Genomic DNA, 14,682 nt, shown 5'->3' on the forward strand with positions numbered 1-14,682 from the left:
AGTAATTAGAAATGTTTTTTGCAGAAATTTAATAGATTATCTATCTCACTAACTTCATTTTTTTTAGGTGAGTATCCCGCATTACGAATTCGGTCAATTTTAAATATCAGATCAGAATTATCTTCACTAATATTTTTCTCGTTGATATAGATTTTAGGTGTAAACCCAAAATTGACTTGGCATCGATTTTGAATGGTGGTTGCCATCTCAAATAAGGATTTGGAATTTCCCTTGCCAATATTGAAAGTAAGTGATTTTTTCGGACTCATTGACATTTGGCATAAAAATGCAAGCATTTCAGTTGCGGTACCCATGTCAAGAAAATCCCGCTTTTGATTGCCGCTTGTATTTAGATGTAACTCACCCCTCTCAATCGCCTGCTTGCATAGGTCATTTGTTAGCAGGGACCAGCACTGGGGGTTGGGTGAGGCTGGTGCGCCATAAATGTTTGAAAGTCTAGCAATAATGGTTTCAATAGGGAGCCTAAGACTGACATTGCGAATTGCATCTTCACCCTCCAGGTGTGATGATGCATAGGGGTGTTTATTTATAGGGTGAGTAGATTCATCAATCGCACCACGAAGAGGGTTGGAGTAAACATGTGCTGTAGAAAGATAGATAAAGCGCTTAACACCTTCTTCGGCCGCGATATTGGCTAGGTGTCCCGTTGTAATGCCGTTGAATTGATGTGCAGAATGGGGGTCTAATACACTATCTTGCGCATTGATTCCTGCTGCATGAATGATGATATCAATACCTTTGCAAAGAGATGCTAGGGAATCGAAATTTTGCCAATCTGTTTTTGCTACTTTTGCTGTCTTGAGCCAGGTTGGACAATGCTCACTATTGCGAGTGCCCAATGTTATTTGATGACCTAGATTTGCAAGGTGCTGAGCAACGCGTCCGCCGATGAATCCAAATCCACCGGTAATCAGAATTCTCATAGGTGGTCTATACGCGCCATGGGGCGCTCCCGGCCCAAAGAGATTCTAGTAGCTCATGATCTCTTTTTGTATCCATGCAATGCCAAAAGCCGTCGTGGGAATAAGCCATTAGCTCGCCGGCCGCAGCAGCCTGTTCTAATGGCTCCCTTTCCAGGAGGGTTTCATCCCCTGAGATATAGTCAAAAAATTCGGGCTCGATCACAAAGTATCCGCCATTGATCCAGCCCTCATGTAATTGAGGCTTTTCTTTAAAGCTTGAAACTCGATTGCCTTCAAGGCTGAGCTCTCCGAATCGTGCATTTGGGCGCACTGCAGACACGGTGATCATTTTCCCATGTTTGCGATGAAAGCTAAGTAGGGCATTGATATCAATATCTGCAACACCATCACCATAAGTAAGCATACATGTTTCCTTTCCAATAAAAGGTTGCATGCGCTTAACTCGACCGCCAGTCATAGACTTATCGCCAGTATCTACAAGTGTAATTTTCCAATCGACCGAATCAATTTGATGGGGTGTTACAGAGCCAGTAGCAAGGTCCACTGTAAAATCGGAGTTTAGGGATCTGTAATTTAAAAAGTAGTCTTTTATTACTTCGGATTTATAGCCAAGGGCTACAAAAAAATCTTTATGGCCGAAATGAGCATAAGTTCTCATGATATGCCAGAGAATTGGTTTTCCACCAATAGGTACCATTGGCTTAGGAATGACATCTGTGTATTCGGATAAGCGTGTACCAAAGCCGCCAGCAAGTAATATAACTTTCATTTCTTAGTTCCAGGGGTAGTGAATTTCTGATGCATTAAGGCGGTCCGCCTCACTGGGGTCGTGCAGGATGTTGGCAACATTTAAGATTAGGCTTGGTTTATTTGAAATTCCTTGAAAGCCAAACCAAAACCCAGGGGGTACTGTCAAGCGTGAATATGAATCCTCACCTATGCATTCCTCGCGAAACTGCTTATTTTCATTGTAAAAAACAAATTTTACTAGACCAACAGGCACCATTAAGTTCATCGTCATTTGAGTATGTTTTTTCCATGCCTTTATAGAGTTAGGAAGTACCCATGAAAAATAAGCTTCACCAAACCCATTAAAGCCACAATCATTTTTTTTTAAAGCGTGAAGGACATCCCCTCCTGGGGTAGAAATTTGCTTTAATGGAGTAAGAGTAATTTGATCAAAATTTACTGCGCCCACAATAACCCCTGGCCTTTGGCAATTTCTGAATATTCTTTGATTTGCAGTCTAGTAATGTCGATTGTGTTGGTCGATTTTAAATAGTAATCACGATACCATTCTGCAGTCATTCGAACGGTATCTGAAAACCCCATTACTGCATGCCAATTCAAATAGTGAAGGGCTTTGTCGCAGTTTAGTTTTAGTAGTGTAGATTCGTAAGGGCCATCAGCACTTTGTGAAATATCTTTCCAGTGAACTTGATCCCAATAAGTTGACATTTTTTCTACAAGCTCTTTGACGCTATGGTTTTGCTGAGCTGGCGGTCCGAAATTAAATGCTTCGCCATGCAGGGAGTTGTCTTTGGAGAGTGAAACGGCTAGATTCAGATACCCACTGAGCGGTTCTAAGACATGTTGCCATGGTCTTGTTGAATTAGGGTTACGTAGCTCAACAACCTTATTTTTAGACCATGCTTTTACGCAATCAGGGATGATACGATCGTCAGCCCAGTCTCCACCACCTATTACATTACCGGCTCGAGCAGACACAATGCGTATGTTACTAATGTTGTTTGAGAAATAGGATTTGATGTGAGAGCGAATTGCTAGTTCTGCAGCACCTTTTGATGCGCTATAAGGATCTGCCCCGCCAAGCCTATCTGTTTCTTTATAGCCCCACACCCATTCAACATTATCGTAGCATTTATCACTAGTTATGATAATGGCATTTACAGGTTTTTTTAATTTTCGAAGAGCTTCCAGAACATGAAGTGTGCCCATGACATTTGTTTGCCATGTTTCGATTGGGTTATCGTAAGATTTTCTAACAAGGGATTGTGCCGCTAGATGAAATACGTAGTCAGGTTGAGCGTCCAGAATTGCGCGCTCAAGTGCATCAGAATCGCGTATATCGATTCGAATATCCTTAATCAAACTACCTAAATGAGCTTCATTAAAGTGACTCGGATTGGATGGGGGGTCTAGAGCAATGCCGGTGACATTAGCACCCAATTCGATTAACCAGGATGCAAGCCATGAGCCTTTAAATCCAGTATGCCCAGTAATGACAACGTTAGTATTTTTAAATGTATTTAAGAAACCCTGATTTTTGATTGGCATTGAATATTACTCTTAAGGGGTTTTAGCTTAGATTTAACGAAAACTCAGGTTGAATAAGTCTTTTATTTTAAACGACTTTAGCTGCCCACTGTATGGATCCGGGCCCATTTGAGTGGCCTTCATTAGTTAAAATAGCCATTAAAAACCATCAAGAATGGTTTTAAGATCTTTCGCTGGATTGTGGCTTAAATTCGCATATTTTTTGCAGAACTCAATCCGCGCCCCTTGAACGGTCTCAGATTGCCACCAGCCCTCAATATCATTCCAGACAGTATTAATAAATAAGGCTGCTGACTCGGGGGTATTGTGAATGATCTTAGCCTCCTTAAGAAGTTGATAGTAAGGAATTGCGCTTTCTCTTAGGTGGTCTAAATCATTTTGCCAAAAAGCTAGCATTGGAATATTTTGCGATAGTGTTTCAAGTATGCCCGTGGAATCGTAGCTAAAAATTACTAATCTAGTTGCGGCAATTTTTGTTGATAGTGGAATCACGCCGGTATCGATATTGAGGGTATTGTCAAAGTCATGCCAACGAGATTGTTCCGACCAGGATAGTCTGGAAAAATCATTATGTAGACGAATAGTTAATTGATCCTTGATTGAGGCATCAAGTTTTAATACAAATTGCTGTTGTTCTGTATAGTATTTTGTAAACTCTGCGCATTCGTCCCATGTTGAAACCATCAGGCTTGAATGTAGCTCTAGAAGTAATAATCCTCCATTTGGATCATAGCTCTGTAGCTTTCTTCCATCAAGCTTCAATACGAATCCAGGTATATCCTTTTTCGTATTTTCACTCCAACCCCAAGTTATGAAATGATCCGCTGTTTCTTCTTCAACTGATGGGTTCATATATCTATGGGTGCCGTAATTATTTCCATGTTGGCCAGTAATATATGGAACGCCTTTATCGGCTTTACAACCAACCCATATTTTGAATAACTCATCCGTTGCAAAATGATTGCTAGTAAAAATAAATTGAGGACTATTTGGCCAAGGGAGGTGCTCGCTGGCTATCATCAAGTTATCAAAATCTTCAAGATAGCAGGTTGGTATTTGCTGAAATAGAAGTTTTGCAATGAATTGGGTGTATTTATCTTGAGCGGGGTCGATTAGAGATTGGGAAAGCTTATCTCTCAGTTCAAAATCTGGATCCGATTGCGATTTGAATTCATATTTTCTTTCTGGTATTGAAGGTAATCTAAAAAGATTTAGCAGTTTTTTTTCTTCAGATCTTGGAAGGTAGCTACCGATGATGAATGGCGAGGATTGATCCTGAAGAAAACCTCTAAATTTTCTATGGCATCGCCATAGCAGTTTAAAAAGCTTCTTAGAAAGTGCTTCTTTGAAATGAATTGATGGATGGTTCTGAACCTCAATAGAGGGCATTACATGGTTAATCTTAGTATTAGATCGAGATAGTTCATGAAAAATTAATTGATAAATAGATTCGTTCCAGTTCTGATCGCTGTAATTTCTGATAGCACTTTCGAATGTATCAGGCACGCATCTTTCGGAGTATTTTGAGTCCAAAAAGGTGATGCTGGTAATTGAATAATCCGCGAGGCATTTTTCTAATGTTCGAAATCGATTAAAGATTACTTTAGTGTGGTAATCAAACCAGTGGCCAATTAGTATTTTCCAAAACCGGTCTGTGTATTGCGCATCATTCAATTTATTTAATAGGCTACAAATTATTGGAAATAGACTACTTTTGATCTTTGTTATAGCAATTTGATCAGAGTCCTTTTCCGCCCTAGAAGTTCCGTAAGGTGTGGCAAGATGAGAATCTAAGTTTTGCCAAATTATTCTTCTATCGTATAGTCGGCACCACTCCCCAAGAAATAAATTTGGCCCGTCCGTATTACAAGTGCCCTCTACAGCTGTAGTAACAAGGTGATAATTTATTGGAGGCATCGGAATCTCACTGAATTGCTAGATGGTATTTATTTGCCATCATTGCAGCGTTAAATCTTTCTTCAAAAGTTTTTCTTCCATTCTCACCGAGTCTATTGGCTGATATGGGGTCTTTCAATATCAGAGAGATGTATTCGGCAAATTGTTCAGCATCGTTTTTATCGCAAATAAAGCCGGCTCCAGATCCCCCCAAAACTTCGGGCATGCCACCAACATTAGTGGCGACGATTGGCGTTCGTAGTGCCATTGCCTCAATGATCGTTAATCCAAAAGCTTCATATTCTTGAGATGGAACTACCATTACTGAGGCGTTGAGAATGAGTGATTTAGGATTGGCAACAAAGTCTCCCAAAAGTACATTTTTAGTTAATTGTAGGCTTGATATTTCCCTCTGTATTTCTCTTTTTTGCTCCTCACTCCCATGTCCAAATATTTTTAATTCAGTATTTGGAATTGATTTAAGCAGTATTTGAAAAGACTTTAGAAGGAATTTATGCCCCTTATATTTATCTAACGTTGCAAGCATTAAGATGTAAGGGGGTTGAGTTTTTTTGTTGGCTGGAAGTCTTACCGCATCTTTCGCAATTGGGTCAGATATGCCATTATAAATATACAAAATATTGTTTACAGCGGAGAAAGAATTGCGCCTTTTTAGGCAGTCAACAGAGTTGTTAGATACGCAAATAAATAATTTTGTTGATTTGACAAGCAGGTTATCAATCAAATTTTCTATCGGAGCAACTAATTTCTTTGGGGTAGAGGCAGAGCTATGTATATTAAAGAGGCATAAATGCTTTTTACCTGAAAGTTTCCAACTTATTGCGGCTGCCCTACATAAGAGACTTCCTGGATACCCCCCGTTTACAACCATCAGTCGATCAAATTGAGATTTTCGAAAAAATAATGCTAGAGAGAGTACGTACCATGGAAAGAGGATTGGGTATTCAAGCGCTCGATACATGGCGCCAAATATTTTTTTGACTGGCTTTAGTTGACCATTCCATAAAAAACAATACCCCCTCGACAAATCGCTAAGAAAGAGGCGGTTATATTTTTTTAAAATTAAATTGGCACCGGTTTTTTCAAGAATACTTTCAATGCCAGGATGATTTTTATTGCATAAGAGAGTTAATTCATCTTCGGGAATTGGCCAGAAGTTGATTAAGTTAATTAGGAAGGTGTCGAGCCCGCCTTTATTAAAATTTTCTGTAAAAAAGCAAATGCGCATGAGTAGTTAATTTCGCCGTTTAAGAGTGAATTCTGCCAATCTTTTAAATTGCTTAAGTTTGAGTGGAATTAATATAAAAGCTTTCATTTTTAAATGCTGATTTTCATGCTATAAGAGATAATAACCCTTATACATTTAAAGCCATTTTTTTTTCGAGCAAAAATATTTCGTGAATTTAATCAATTTAGCCATCCTTATTCCGACCTTCAACGAAGCTAAAAATGTTCAGTTATTACTTCGTGAAATTTCTACCATTGCAGGGTTGCATTGCCAAGTAAATTTTAATGTTTATGTTATCGACGACTCCTCCCCTGATGGTACGGCAGCTGTTGCACAAGCCTTATCTGAAGAATTGGCCTGCCCAAACTTTTCAACCTCGGTGATCAATCGGGTGAAAAAAGAGGGTTTAGGAAAAGCCTACATTGATGGGTTCAAGTCAATGTTGGGGCTAACTAACCCACCGGACTATATTTTGCAGATGGATGCTGATTTATCCCACAGCCCAAAATATATCCCTGAATTTTTAGCTGCTGCACGGCGAGGGGTTGATTTTGTGGTGGGCTCCCGCTACATTCCAGGGGGTTCTAGCCCTGACTGGAGCTGGTATCGCAAATTGCTTTCAAGAGGAGGTAATTTTTATGCCTGCTCTATATTGGGCCGCAGAATTCATGACTACACGGGCGGTTTCAATATGTATTCTATTGAGCTCATTCGAGCAATGGATATTGAATCAATTGATTACTTTGGCTATGGCTTTTTAATTGATCTGAAGTTTCGGGCTGCGCGTTTAGCAAAAAAAATAATTGAGATTCCTATTCACTTTACCGATCGAGAATTTGGCCAATCGAAAATGCCAGCAAATACGATTATTAAAAACTTTATATTAGTTCCAAAGATCCGCCTTAAGTCTTTGTTTAAGTTTTAATCTTTTTGGATTGCATTTAACTTGAATCTATCTGCTTCACATTTTTTTAAGGCTGCTTTGATTGGGGCGGTGAGCTTTTGTATGCTCTCACTGGCTGTTTTGGTTGTTGGCCATCTTTTGCTTACTAGTTGGCGAGATATCTTCTTTTTTAATTCTGATTCACTCACCTTGCCATTGTTGTTGAAGTCAATTTTATCTGGCGAGACATTCGAGTGGCGCTTTTCTTCCCAATTATTTTTCTTTCCAGAAGCATTTCTCTACTTCGTGAGTGCTGGGCTAACACCTACAGTCGAGTGGGCCTTGATTCTGAATGCATTTATTAATTTCTTGCTAGTTTTTACCTTGTTGCTTTGGATCGGCGCTTTATCTGGCTTGGATTTTATTGGGCGCCTCGTCTTTACTGTTTGTGGGGCGGTTCTCATATCGATATATATTGTTTTAGAGCCAACGCCAGCAGTGAATCAGACTGCATTAGTTTCGTTATCACTCTTTAATACCTATTACTTCGGTGTGATTCTTGCTAGCTATTTTGTGCTTGCAATTAATCTATGCTTTTTAAAAGATGATTCTGACTCCTCTGGTCGATCCTTATCCTCGCTATTGCTTGCATGTGCGGGCGTTTTAATACTCGCATTAACGTATGGCTCTAACCCACTTTTTTTGTTGCAATGCTCTTTGCCTCTTCTCATTTGCTTGCTTGGTATTTATTTCTTTAGAGGCATTTCTAAGCGTACTTTAGTTGAGTTGATCGGATTGCAGTTGATGGGTCTTTTTTTGGGTCAGTGTCTGCGCTGGTATTTCAGTGATTCGATTGGCAGATCTGTAGACCGATATGTTGATATCAAGGCAATTTTTCAATCTTCTAAACTTTTTTCTGAGAATATCAAGTTAATTTGGTCTTCACCTGTTAGCAAAATCGAGTACTTGCTTATAGTTTTGGTAATTTGTGTTGCATGTTTCAGCATGGCCCACGCTTGGCGATCTTTTCTTATGCGTCGCAAGGGCGTATCTATTGAAAGTTGTACTTTCAATAGGCCTCTACTTTTGCTGGCAAGCTTTTCTTTGATCGCGCCTCTTTTTGCGGCTGTCGGTGTTCTAGCCTCTGGCAATTATTTAATGCGCTATTTTTTGCCACTGGCTTTTTTCCCGATTCTTGCTACAGCTTACTTAATTGGTATAGCTGTAAATTCTTTAGATCGTGGCACAAAACCTTTTTTAGTTGGATGCGTATGTTTTTTCCTGGGGGCGCCAGGAGCATTGGCCCTCATTGCTAATTCTGTTAGCCCTGGTTCTGGCTCATTTCTGTGGTGGACCCAGTCACACTCTTTTTCATTGCCCCAATCAATTGCTTGCGTAAATGAGCGCTTTAGGGGGGGATCCATTAATCTTGTTGCTAGCTTTTGGACATCCCGCCCTATTGATCTCTATACAAGCGCTCCTGTTCGCGTATTGCAGGTAGGCCCAGGTTTAAAGCCCTATTATTGGATGAATAATCAGGCCCCATACAAAATGATTCAAGTCAGTGGCGTTATCGTTGATAAGCCTGAGGGAACTCAAAAATGGCCTGGGTACCTATATGAAGAGGATTTGCCTGCTCTTGGGCAAGTCTCCGATAGGGTTGACTGTGAGCGTGTATCGATTTATCTATTTAATAGAGATACCGAGGGATTCAAAAAAATTCAGCAAATGCTCCATAACTAACTAGAGTTTTGTAGTATTGGGGTATGAAGAAAATTGCCTTTATTGCCGCCGCTCCCATAAGCCTAAAGGCATTCATGAGAAACCACATGCTCGAGCTATCAAAAGAGCATCGTGTGTATGCAATTGCAGCTTTCACTCCTGAGGAGGAGTCGGAGATGCTAACTTTGGGATTGCATCCTATTGCTATTTCTATTCCACGTGAAATTAGTCCCTGGGCTGATCTCTCAGCATTAATCGCCTTATATAAATTATTTAGGAAAGAGCGTTTTGATGTGATTCAATCCGTTACGCCTAAGGCTGGATTGCTAGCAATGATGGCTGGGCGTATAGCGAATATCAAGCAAAGAATTCACTGGTTTACGGGTCAAGTTTGGGTTACTCGTCAGGGCGTTATGAGATCTCTGTTGCGTGCTGCTGATCGTTTGATTGCCATGAACGCAACTTATTTGTTGGTAGACAGTCCATCTCAGAAACTATTTCTAGAGACCGAGCAGGTGCTTATCCCTGGGCAATCTACTGTTTTGGGTATTGGCTCTATCTGCGGCGTTGACCTGAATAGGTTTAAGCCAAATTCTATAGTGCGTGATCAAATTCGCTCCCAGTTAAGCATTCCTGCCAATGAATTGGTGTTTGTTTTTTTGGGACGCTTAAATCGAGATAAAGGCATTCTTGATCTTGCTTCAGCCTTCTCAAGGTTGGCTGACGAATTCAGTAATGTCACCTTATTGATTGTCGGGCCTGATGAGGGCAATATATCCGGCGTGATTGATGGGATCTGTTCTGGTGTCATTACTAAAGTACAAAAGGTTAGTTTTACTAATAGTCCAGAGGATTATCTTGCCTGCGCTGATATTTTGGTTTTGCCAAGTTATCGAGAGGGATTTGGAAGTACCGTAATTGAGGCTGCTGCGTGTGGTCTTCCCGCCATTGCATCACGCATCTACGGTTTAACTGATGCTGTTGAGGAAAATGTTACGGGGCTAATGAGTAGTGCGCGCGATATAGATGGGCTCCACGCCAATATGAAAGCCTTGGTAATAAATCCTGACTTGCGAACTAAAATGGGCGATTCAGCATTAAAACGGGCGCATTCCAAATTCTCTATGGAGGCGATTACTCGTCACTATACTGATTTCATTAAAAAGAATGTTTTACAAGTAAGCATTAGTGAATTGTCAAAAAAATGAATCACTACATAAAACGCACTTTTGATCTGATTGTTTCTGGGTGCGGACTCTTTTTCCTTAGCCCCGTTTTTTTAGTGATAATGCTTCTTGTCCGCATCAACTTAGGTGCACCGATACTCTTTGTGCAAAAGCGTCCTGGCTTGCATGGCAAACCTTTTTTCATGTTGAAATTTCGTACCATGATTGAGGCAGCTCAGAATGACGGAGCGCCTCTCTCGGACGCTGAGCGATTAACTCGATTCGGAAAATTTTTGAGATCTACTAGTCTTGATGAATTGCCTGAATTATGGAATGTATTTATTGGTGAAATGAGTTTGGTTGGCCCTAGACCACTTCTGATGGAGTATCTGCCCCTGTACTCAGAAGAGCAATCTAAGCGACATGATGTATTGCCCGGGATTACCGGATGGGCTCAGGTGAATGGGCGTAATGCTATATCTTGGGATGAGAAATTTTCTTTAGACGTTTGGTATGTTAACAATGCAAATATGCTGTTAGATATCAAGATCCTATTACTTACGGTCAAGAAGGTGTTGATTAAAGAAGGCATCTCTGAAGTGGGGTCAGCAACGATGACCCCCTTTCAAGGCCAATCGTCTAGATCATCAATTATTGGCGATAACAAATCTCACGATCGATAGGTTTATGAAAAATATTTATATATATGGCGCTAGCGGTCATGGCAAAGTGGTTTTATATACCTTCGCAGCCAATAAGATTCCCCCTGCTGGATTTATTGATGATGAGGCAACGGGGGTATTTTGTGATTTGCCTGTTGTCTCTCCGGCTGATTTAATGCCCAAAGCAGATTCTCAAAGCAATCTCGACCAACATTTCCATATTGCAATTGGTAATAATCAGGTCCGCGAAATGAAGTTCAATCAATTGATTGCACTAGGTTTTGTGCCCGAGAATGCCATTCATCCATCAGCAGTTGTTTACCCTTCAGCTAGCTTGGGTTCTGGATGTTTGGTTGCCGCTACGGCAGTAGTTGGACCGTCTGCCACTATAGGTAATGCATGCATTATTAATCACGGCGCTATAGTCGACCATGACTGCGTTATTGGCTCCTTTACTCACTGCGCCCCAAACGTCACTCTGGGTGGAGGGGTTCGAATTGGCAAGTCTTGCTTAATTGGTGCGGGGGCAGTTATTTTGCCGGGTATCACTATTGGCGATGGAGTGACAGTAGGGGCAGGGGCTGTAGTTACCAAGAACATTTCTGATAATCAAGTGCAGGTGGGTTCGCCTGCTAGAAACTTGGCTTAGCGCGCATTTATACTCAAGCAATATGTTAAATACTCCTTTTTCACCATGGCCGTCTTTTACGACGGAAGAGGCTGATGCTGTAGCTAATGTCATTCTTTCCAATAAAGTGAACTATTGGACCGGGAATGAGTGCCGAGAATTTGAAAAGGAATTTGCTGTCTGGGCTGATAGTAAGCACGCAATAGCGCTTGCCAATGGCACAGTTGCATTAGATTTAGCACTTCAGGGTCTAGGAATTGGGCCCGGTGATGAAGTGATTGTGACTCCCCGTACTTTTATTGCAAGCATATCTTGTGTTATCAGCGCAGGAGCAACGCCCATCTTTGCTGATGTTGATCCGGAGTCGGGGAATATTAGCCCTGCCGGAATTGCAGCTGTGATTACCCCCAAAACAAAAGCAGTCATTTGCGTTCACTTGGCGGGATGGCCTTGTGACATGGACGCAATCATGGCTTTATCGAGTCAGCATGGATTTAAGGTGGTTGAAGATTGTGCTCAAGCACATGGCGCTCGCTATAAAGGTAGAAGCGTTGGATCTACCGGGCATGTTGGTGCATGGTCATTTTGTCAAGACAAGATTATGACCACCGGTGGTGAGGGCGGCATGGTTACCACCAATGATGAGTCACTATGGCGATCTATGTGGGCCTATAAAGACCATGGTAAAAGTTATGAAGCTGTTTATGAGCGCCAGCATCCTCCAGGATATCGGTGGCTGCATGATAGCTTTGGAACAAACTGGCGCATGCTGGAGGTTCAGGCTGCGATTGGTCGGATACAGTTAAGACGAATGTCGAGCTGGACTGAAAAACGTTTAGCAAATGCCAGCCTCTTAAATGAAGCTCTATCTGAATTTACTGGTAAGGATGGCATCGTTAGATTGCCTCAGTATCTTTGTGCAGGCTGCGATAACTCAGCTTGCAAAGAGGGTAATGGGTGTAATGGATCCATAAAAAATGCCTGCACACACGCAAGGTATAAGTTTTATTTTTATTTGCAACCCCAGAATCTAGCTTCTGGCTGGGACCGTGAAAAAATTATTGATGCTATTAATCTTGCAGGCGTGCCTTGCTATGGGGGTACTTGTTCCGAAGTTTATTTGGAGAAAGCTTTTGATGGTTCAGCTCTTCGGCCAGCAGAGCGCCTCCCAATTGCCAAAGAATTAGGCGAGACGAGCATCATGCTGTTAATACACCCAACATTAACCGATTCTGAAATCGCCAAAACACAGGCAGTCGTCAAGGATGTACTTCGCTTGGCTCAAAAGCTTTGATGGTTTATGAGAATCTGTAGACCGACTAAATCTATTTATGATTTATCTCCATAAAATTTTGCCTGTTTTTATATTGCCGCTTGGGATTATTCTTACTTTTTTGTTTACTGGTGCTTGTCTAAAACGCAAGTCTTTCATTTGGGCGGGGATAGTTGCTTTACTGCTTGCAAGTTCTCCAGTGGTTAGCATGTTTTCTGTGGAGTTAATTGAATCTGCCTATCCTGAGCGAGTGGCAGTTGAGATGGTGCCTGATGCCGATGCTATTGTGGTGTTGAGTTCCGGGCGCAAGATTGCCCCAGGTAAAGCGCAGATTAGTGAGTGGGGTGATGCCAATCGCTTCTTTGGGGGTGTAGAACTTTTTAAGTCCAAAAAGGCACCAAGACTTGTTTTTACTGGTGGTTGGGCCCCTTGGGAGCCAAACTCAAGACCGGAAGGAGAGGTCTCTGCTGAATTTGCCATGCAATTGGGCATACCCAGGGAATCTATTTTGATCACCAAGCCAGTTCTCAATACTGCTGAGGAGGCTATGGCAGTTGCTGAGCTTTTGAATAAGGAGAGCAATGGGAAGCCGGTCAGAATTTTATTGGTGACTTCCTCGTACCACATGGAAAGATCGAGGCAGCTTTTTGAGTTGACCGGCTTAAATGTAATTCCATACCCAGTAGATTTTCAGAGATCAAGAGATCATCAGATAACCCCAATGGATTTTTTGCCCAGCGCAAATGCTTTAGCTCAAAATGAAATGGTAATGCGTGAGTTAATTGGTCGTATTTACTATAGGCTCCGTGCTTACGTTCTTAGATAGTAGGCTTATATAAAACCTAGCAATATCTCTCATAAATCTTTTTTGTTGCTTCAGCAGTATTTTTCCAAGAGTACTGCCGTGATCGTGCAATGCCTTTTTCCTTGAGTGAAGTCCTTAACCCCTGATCTTTTATCAGCAATTGAAGTGCGTGAGTAATTTGATCAAGATTTTTAGGGTCTACTAAGAGTGCTGCATCACCAGCAACCTCGGGCATTGAGGTGGTAATTGATGTAATGACTGGTGTACCGCTTGCAAATGCCTCGATAATTGGTAAACCAAAGCCTTCATATAGGCTAATAAAAGGCATGCCAACAGCTCTTTGTAAAAGGCAGCGCTTCTCAAACTCGGTGACGTAGTTAATCCAAACACATTCGCCTTTAGCGCTTGCCGCCTGAATTGCAGCTTTAATCTCTTGATTCTCATCCCAGCCAGAGCGCCCTACGATGACGATTGGGAATTCCTTTGATAACCCTGAGGGCAAATGAGAGTGCGCCTTTAATAGAGCGGCAATATTTTTGCGTGGCTGCAATGTTCCGATGGCCAAAAAGAATTTTTCAGGCAGTCCAAACTTTTGAATGGTGGCGTTAATTTCGGTCGGTGAAATTGGAATGCGGTAAGACTCTTCAACACCAAGTGCAACAGATGAGATTTTTTGTTCTGGGTAGTTAAAGTGCTTAGCAATCTCAGATTTAGAAAATTCTGAAATGGTGATGATGTGATCTGCTTTGCGGGTTAGCTGCTTCCAAAAAAATGACTTGAGGTGCCGAAAAGAAGATCTCATATATTGGGGATGTGATAAGGGTATGGTATCCATCACGGTTGCAATAATGGGCCTATCCTTGACGAGGGGCATCCACTGATCTGTTGCATGAATGAGGTCGACACCTGAAAAGCATTGATCTTGTCGGCCGATGAGACCTTTCAGGCTAGCGGTGAGTGCATGCGAGTAATAGTTTGGAAGCAATATAGAGTCTTTTGCAGACTGCTCACCAAATGTAAATGGCTTTATCTTAAGACCAGTATCTTTTTGAAATTCTTCAATAAGTGCCTGACAGTAGCGTCCTATGCCGTCAATTCCACCATCACGCAGACCTTTGTAAAGGTTGGTGCTTCCAAAAGCAATTGTTCTCATCTT

At 41.5% G+C, this 14,682-nt stretch carries 14 protein-coding genes; 7 read left to right on the plus strand and 7 right to left on the minus strand.

Annotated elements, in window-relative coordinates; translation table 11 throughout:
- Positions 1–5: 5 nt before the first annotated feature.
- From ICW03_RS01730 to ICW03_RS01755, 6 genes are all read right to left on the minus strand, one after another.
- Positions 6–944 carry an SDR family oxidoreductase gene (locus ICW03_RS01730; RefSeq protein ID WP_215348417.1) on the minus strand — a complete coding sequence of 313 codons (939 nt, stop codon included), beginning with the start codon at positions 942–944 and terminating at the stop codon, positions 6–8.
- A 7-nt stretch (positions 945–951) separates the two neighbouring features.
- On the minus strand, positions 952–1,713 hold the full coding sequence (rfbF, locus tag ICW03_RS01735; RefSeq protein ID WP_215348418.1) for a glucose-1-phosphate cytidylyltransferase: 762 nt from the start codon (positions 1,711–1,713) through the stop codon (positions 952–954).
- A 3-nt stretch (positions 1,714–1,716) separates the two neighbouring features.
- Entirely contained in the window at positions 1,717–2,142 is a 426-nt protein-coding gene (locus ICW03_RS01740; protein WP_215348419.1) for a dTDP-4-dehydrorhamnose 3,5-epimerase, read from the minus strand.
- Positions 2,130–3,242 carry a CDP-glucose 4,6-dehydratase gene (gene rfbG / locus ICW03_RS01745; RefSeq protein ID WP_215348420.1) on the minus strand — a complete coding sequence of 371 codons (1,113 nt, stop codon included), beginning with the start codon at positions 3,240–3,242 and terminating at the stop codon, positions 2,130–2,132. Before rfbG ends, ICW03_RS01740 begins: the two co-directional genes overlap by 13 nt.
- Positions 3,243–3,380: 138 nt before the next feature.
- Entirely contained in the window at positions 3,381–5,159 is a 1,779-nt protein-coding gene (locus ICW03_RS01750) for an LIC12162 family protein (RefSeq protein ID WP_215348421.1), read from the minus strand.
- Positions 5,160–5,166: 7 nt separating this feature from the next.
- Positions 5,167–6,387 (minus strand): glycosyltransferase family 4 protein, encoded by a 1,221-nt coding sequence (locus tag ICW03_RS01755; RefSeq protein ID WP_215348422.1) that lies wholly within the window; start codon positions 6,385–6,387, stop codon positions 5,167–5,169.
- A 169-nt stretch (positions 6,388–6,556) separates the two neighbouring features.
- On the opposite strand from ICW03_RS01755, the gene ICW03_RS01760 reads away from it, so the two are divergent.
- The 7 genes from ICW03_RS01760 (at position 6,557) to ICW03_RS01790 (ending at position 13,547) form a co-directional block, all read left to right on the plus strand.
- On the plus strand, positions 6,557–7,312 hold the full coding sequence (locus ICW03_RS01760) for a polyprenol monophosphomannose synthase (protein ID WP_215348423.1): 756 nt from the start codon (positions 6,557–6,559) through the stop codon (positions 7,310–7,312).
- Between the two features lie 21 nt (positions 7,313–7,333).
- A complete protein-coding gene (locus ICW03_RS01765; RefSeq protein ID WP_215348424.1) occupies positions 7,334–9,013 on the plus strand; it encodes a hypothetical protein in 1,680 nt (559 codons plus the stop codon).
- A 23-nt stretch (positions 9,014–9,036) separates the two neighbouring features.
- Complete coding sequence (locus tag ICW03_RS01770) at positions 9,037–10,200, plus strand: glycosyltransferase family 4 protein (RefSeq protein ID WP_215348425.1); 1,164 nt, start codon at positions 9,037–9,039, stop codon at positions 10,198–10,200.
- A complete protein-coding gene (locus ICW03_RS01775) occupies positions 10,197–10,841 on the plus strand; it encodes a sugar transferase (protein ID WP_215348426.1) in 645 nt (214 codons plus the stop codon). The genes ICW03_RS01770 and ICW03_RS01775 overlap by 4 nt, the downstream gene beginning before the upstream one ends.
- Before the next feature lie 4 nt (positions 10,842–10,845).
- A complete protein-coding gene (locus ICW03_RS01780) occupies positions 10,846–11,469 on the plus strand; it encodes an acetyltransferase (protein ID WP_215348427.1) in 624 nt (207 codons plus the stop codon).
- 22 nt (positions 11,470–11,491) lie between these two features.
- On the plus strand, positions 11,492–12,742 hold the full coding sequence (locus tag ICW03_RS01785) for a DegT/DnrJ/EryC1/StrS aminotransferase family protein (protein WP_215348428.1): 1,251 nt from the start codon (positions 11,492–11,494) through the stop codon (positions 12,740–12,742).
- 187 nt (positions 12,743–12,929) lie between these two features.
- Positions 12,930–13,547: a YdcF family protein gene (locus tag ICW03_RS01790; protein ID WP_215348429.1), complete on the plus strand. Its 618-nt coding sequence runs from the start codon at positions 12,930–12,932 to the stop codon at positions 13,545–13,547.
- A gap of 16 nt (positions 13,548–13,563) precedes the next feature.
- On the opposite strand, the gene ICW03_RS01795 is transcribed toward ICW03_RS01790, so the two are convergent.
- The gene (locus ICW03_RS01795) at positions 13,564–14,679 is read right to left on the minus strand and encodes a glycosyltransferase family 1 protein (RefSeq protein ID WP_215348430.1); all 1,116 of its coding nucleotides are present in this window, start codon (positions 14,677–14,679) and stop codon (positions 13,564–13,566) included.
- Positions 14,680–14,682: the final 3 nt, after the last annotated feature.

Origin of the sequence: Polynucleobacter sp. MWH-Aus1W21, from assembly GCF_018687275.1 — a bacterium.
Lineage (GTDB): Bacteria > Pseudomonadota > Gammaproteobacteria > Burkholderiales > Burkholderiaceae > Polynucleobacter.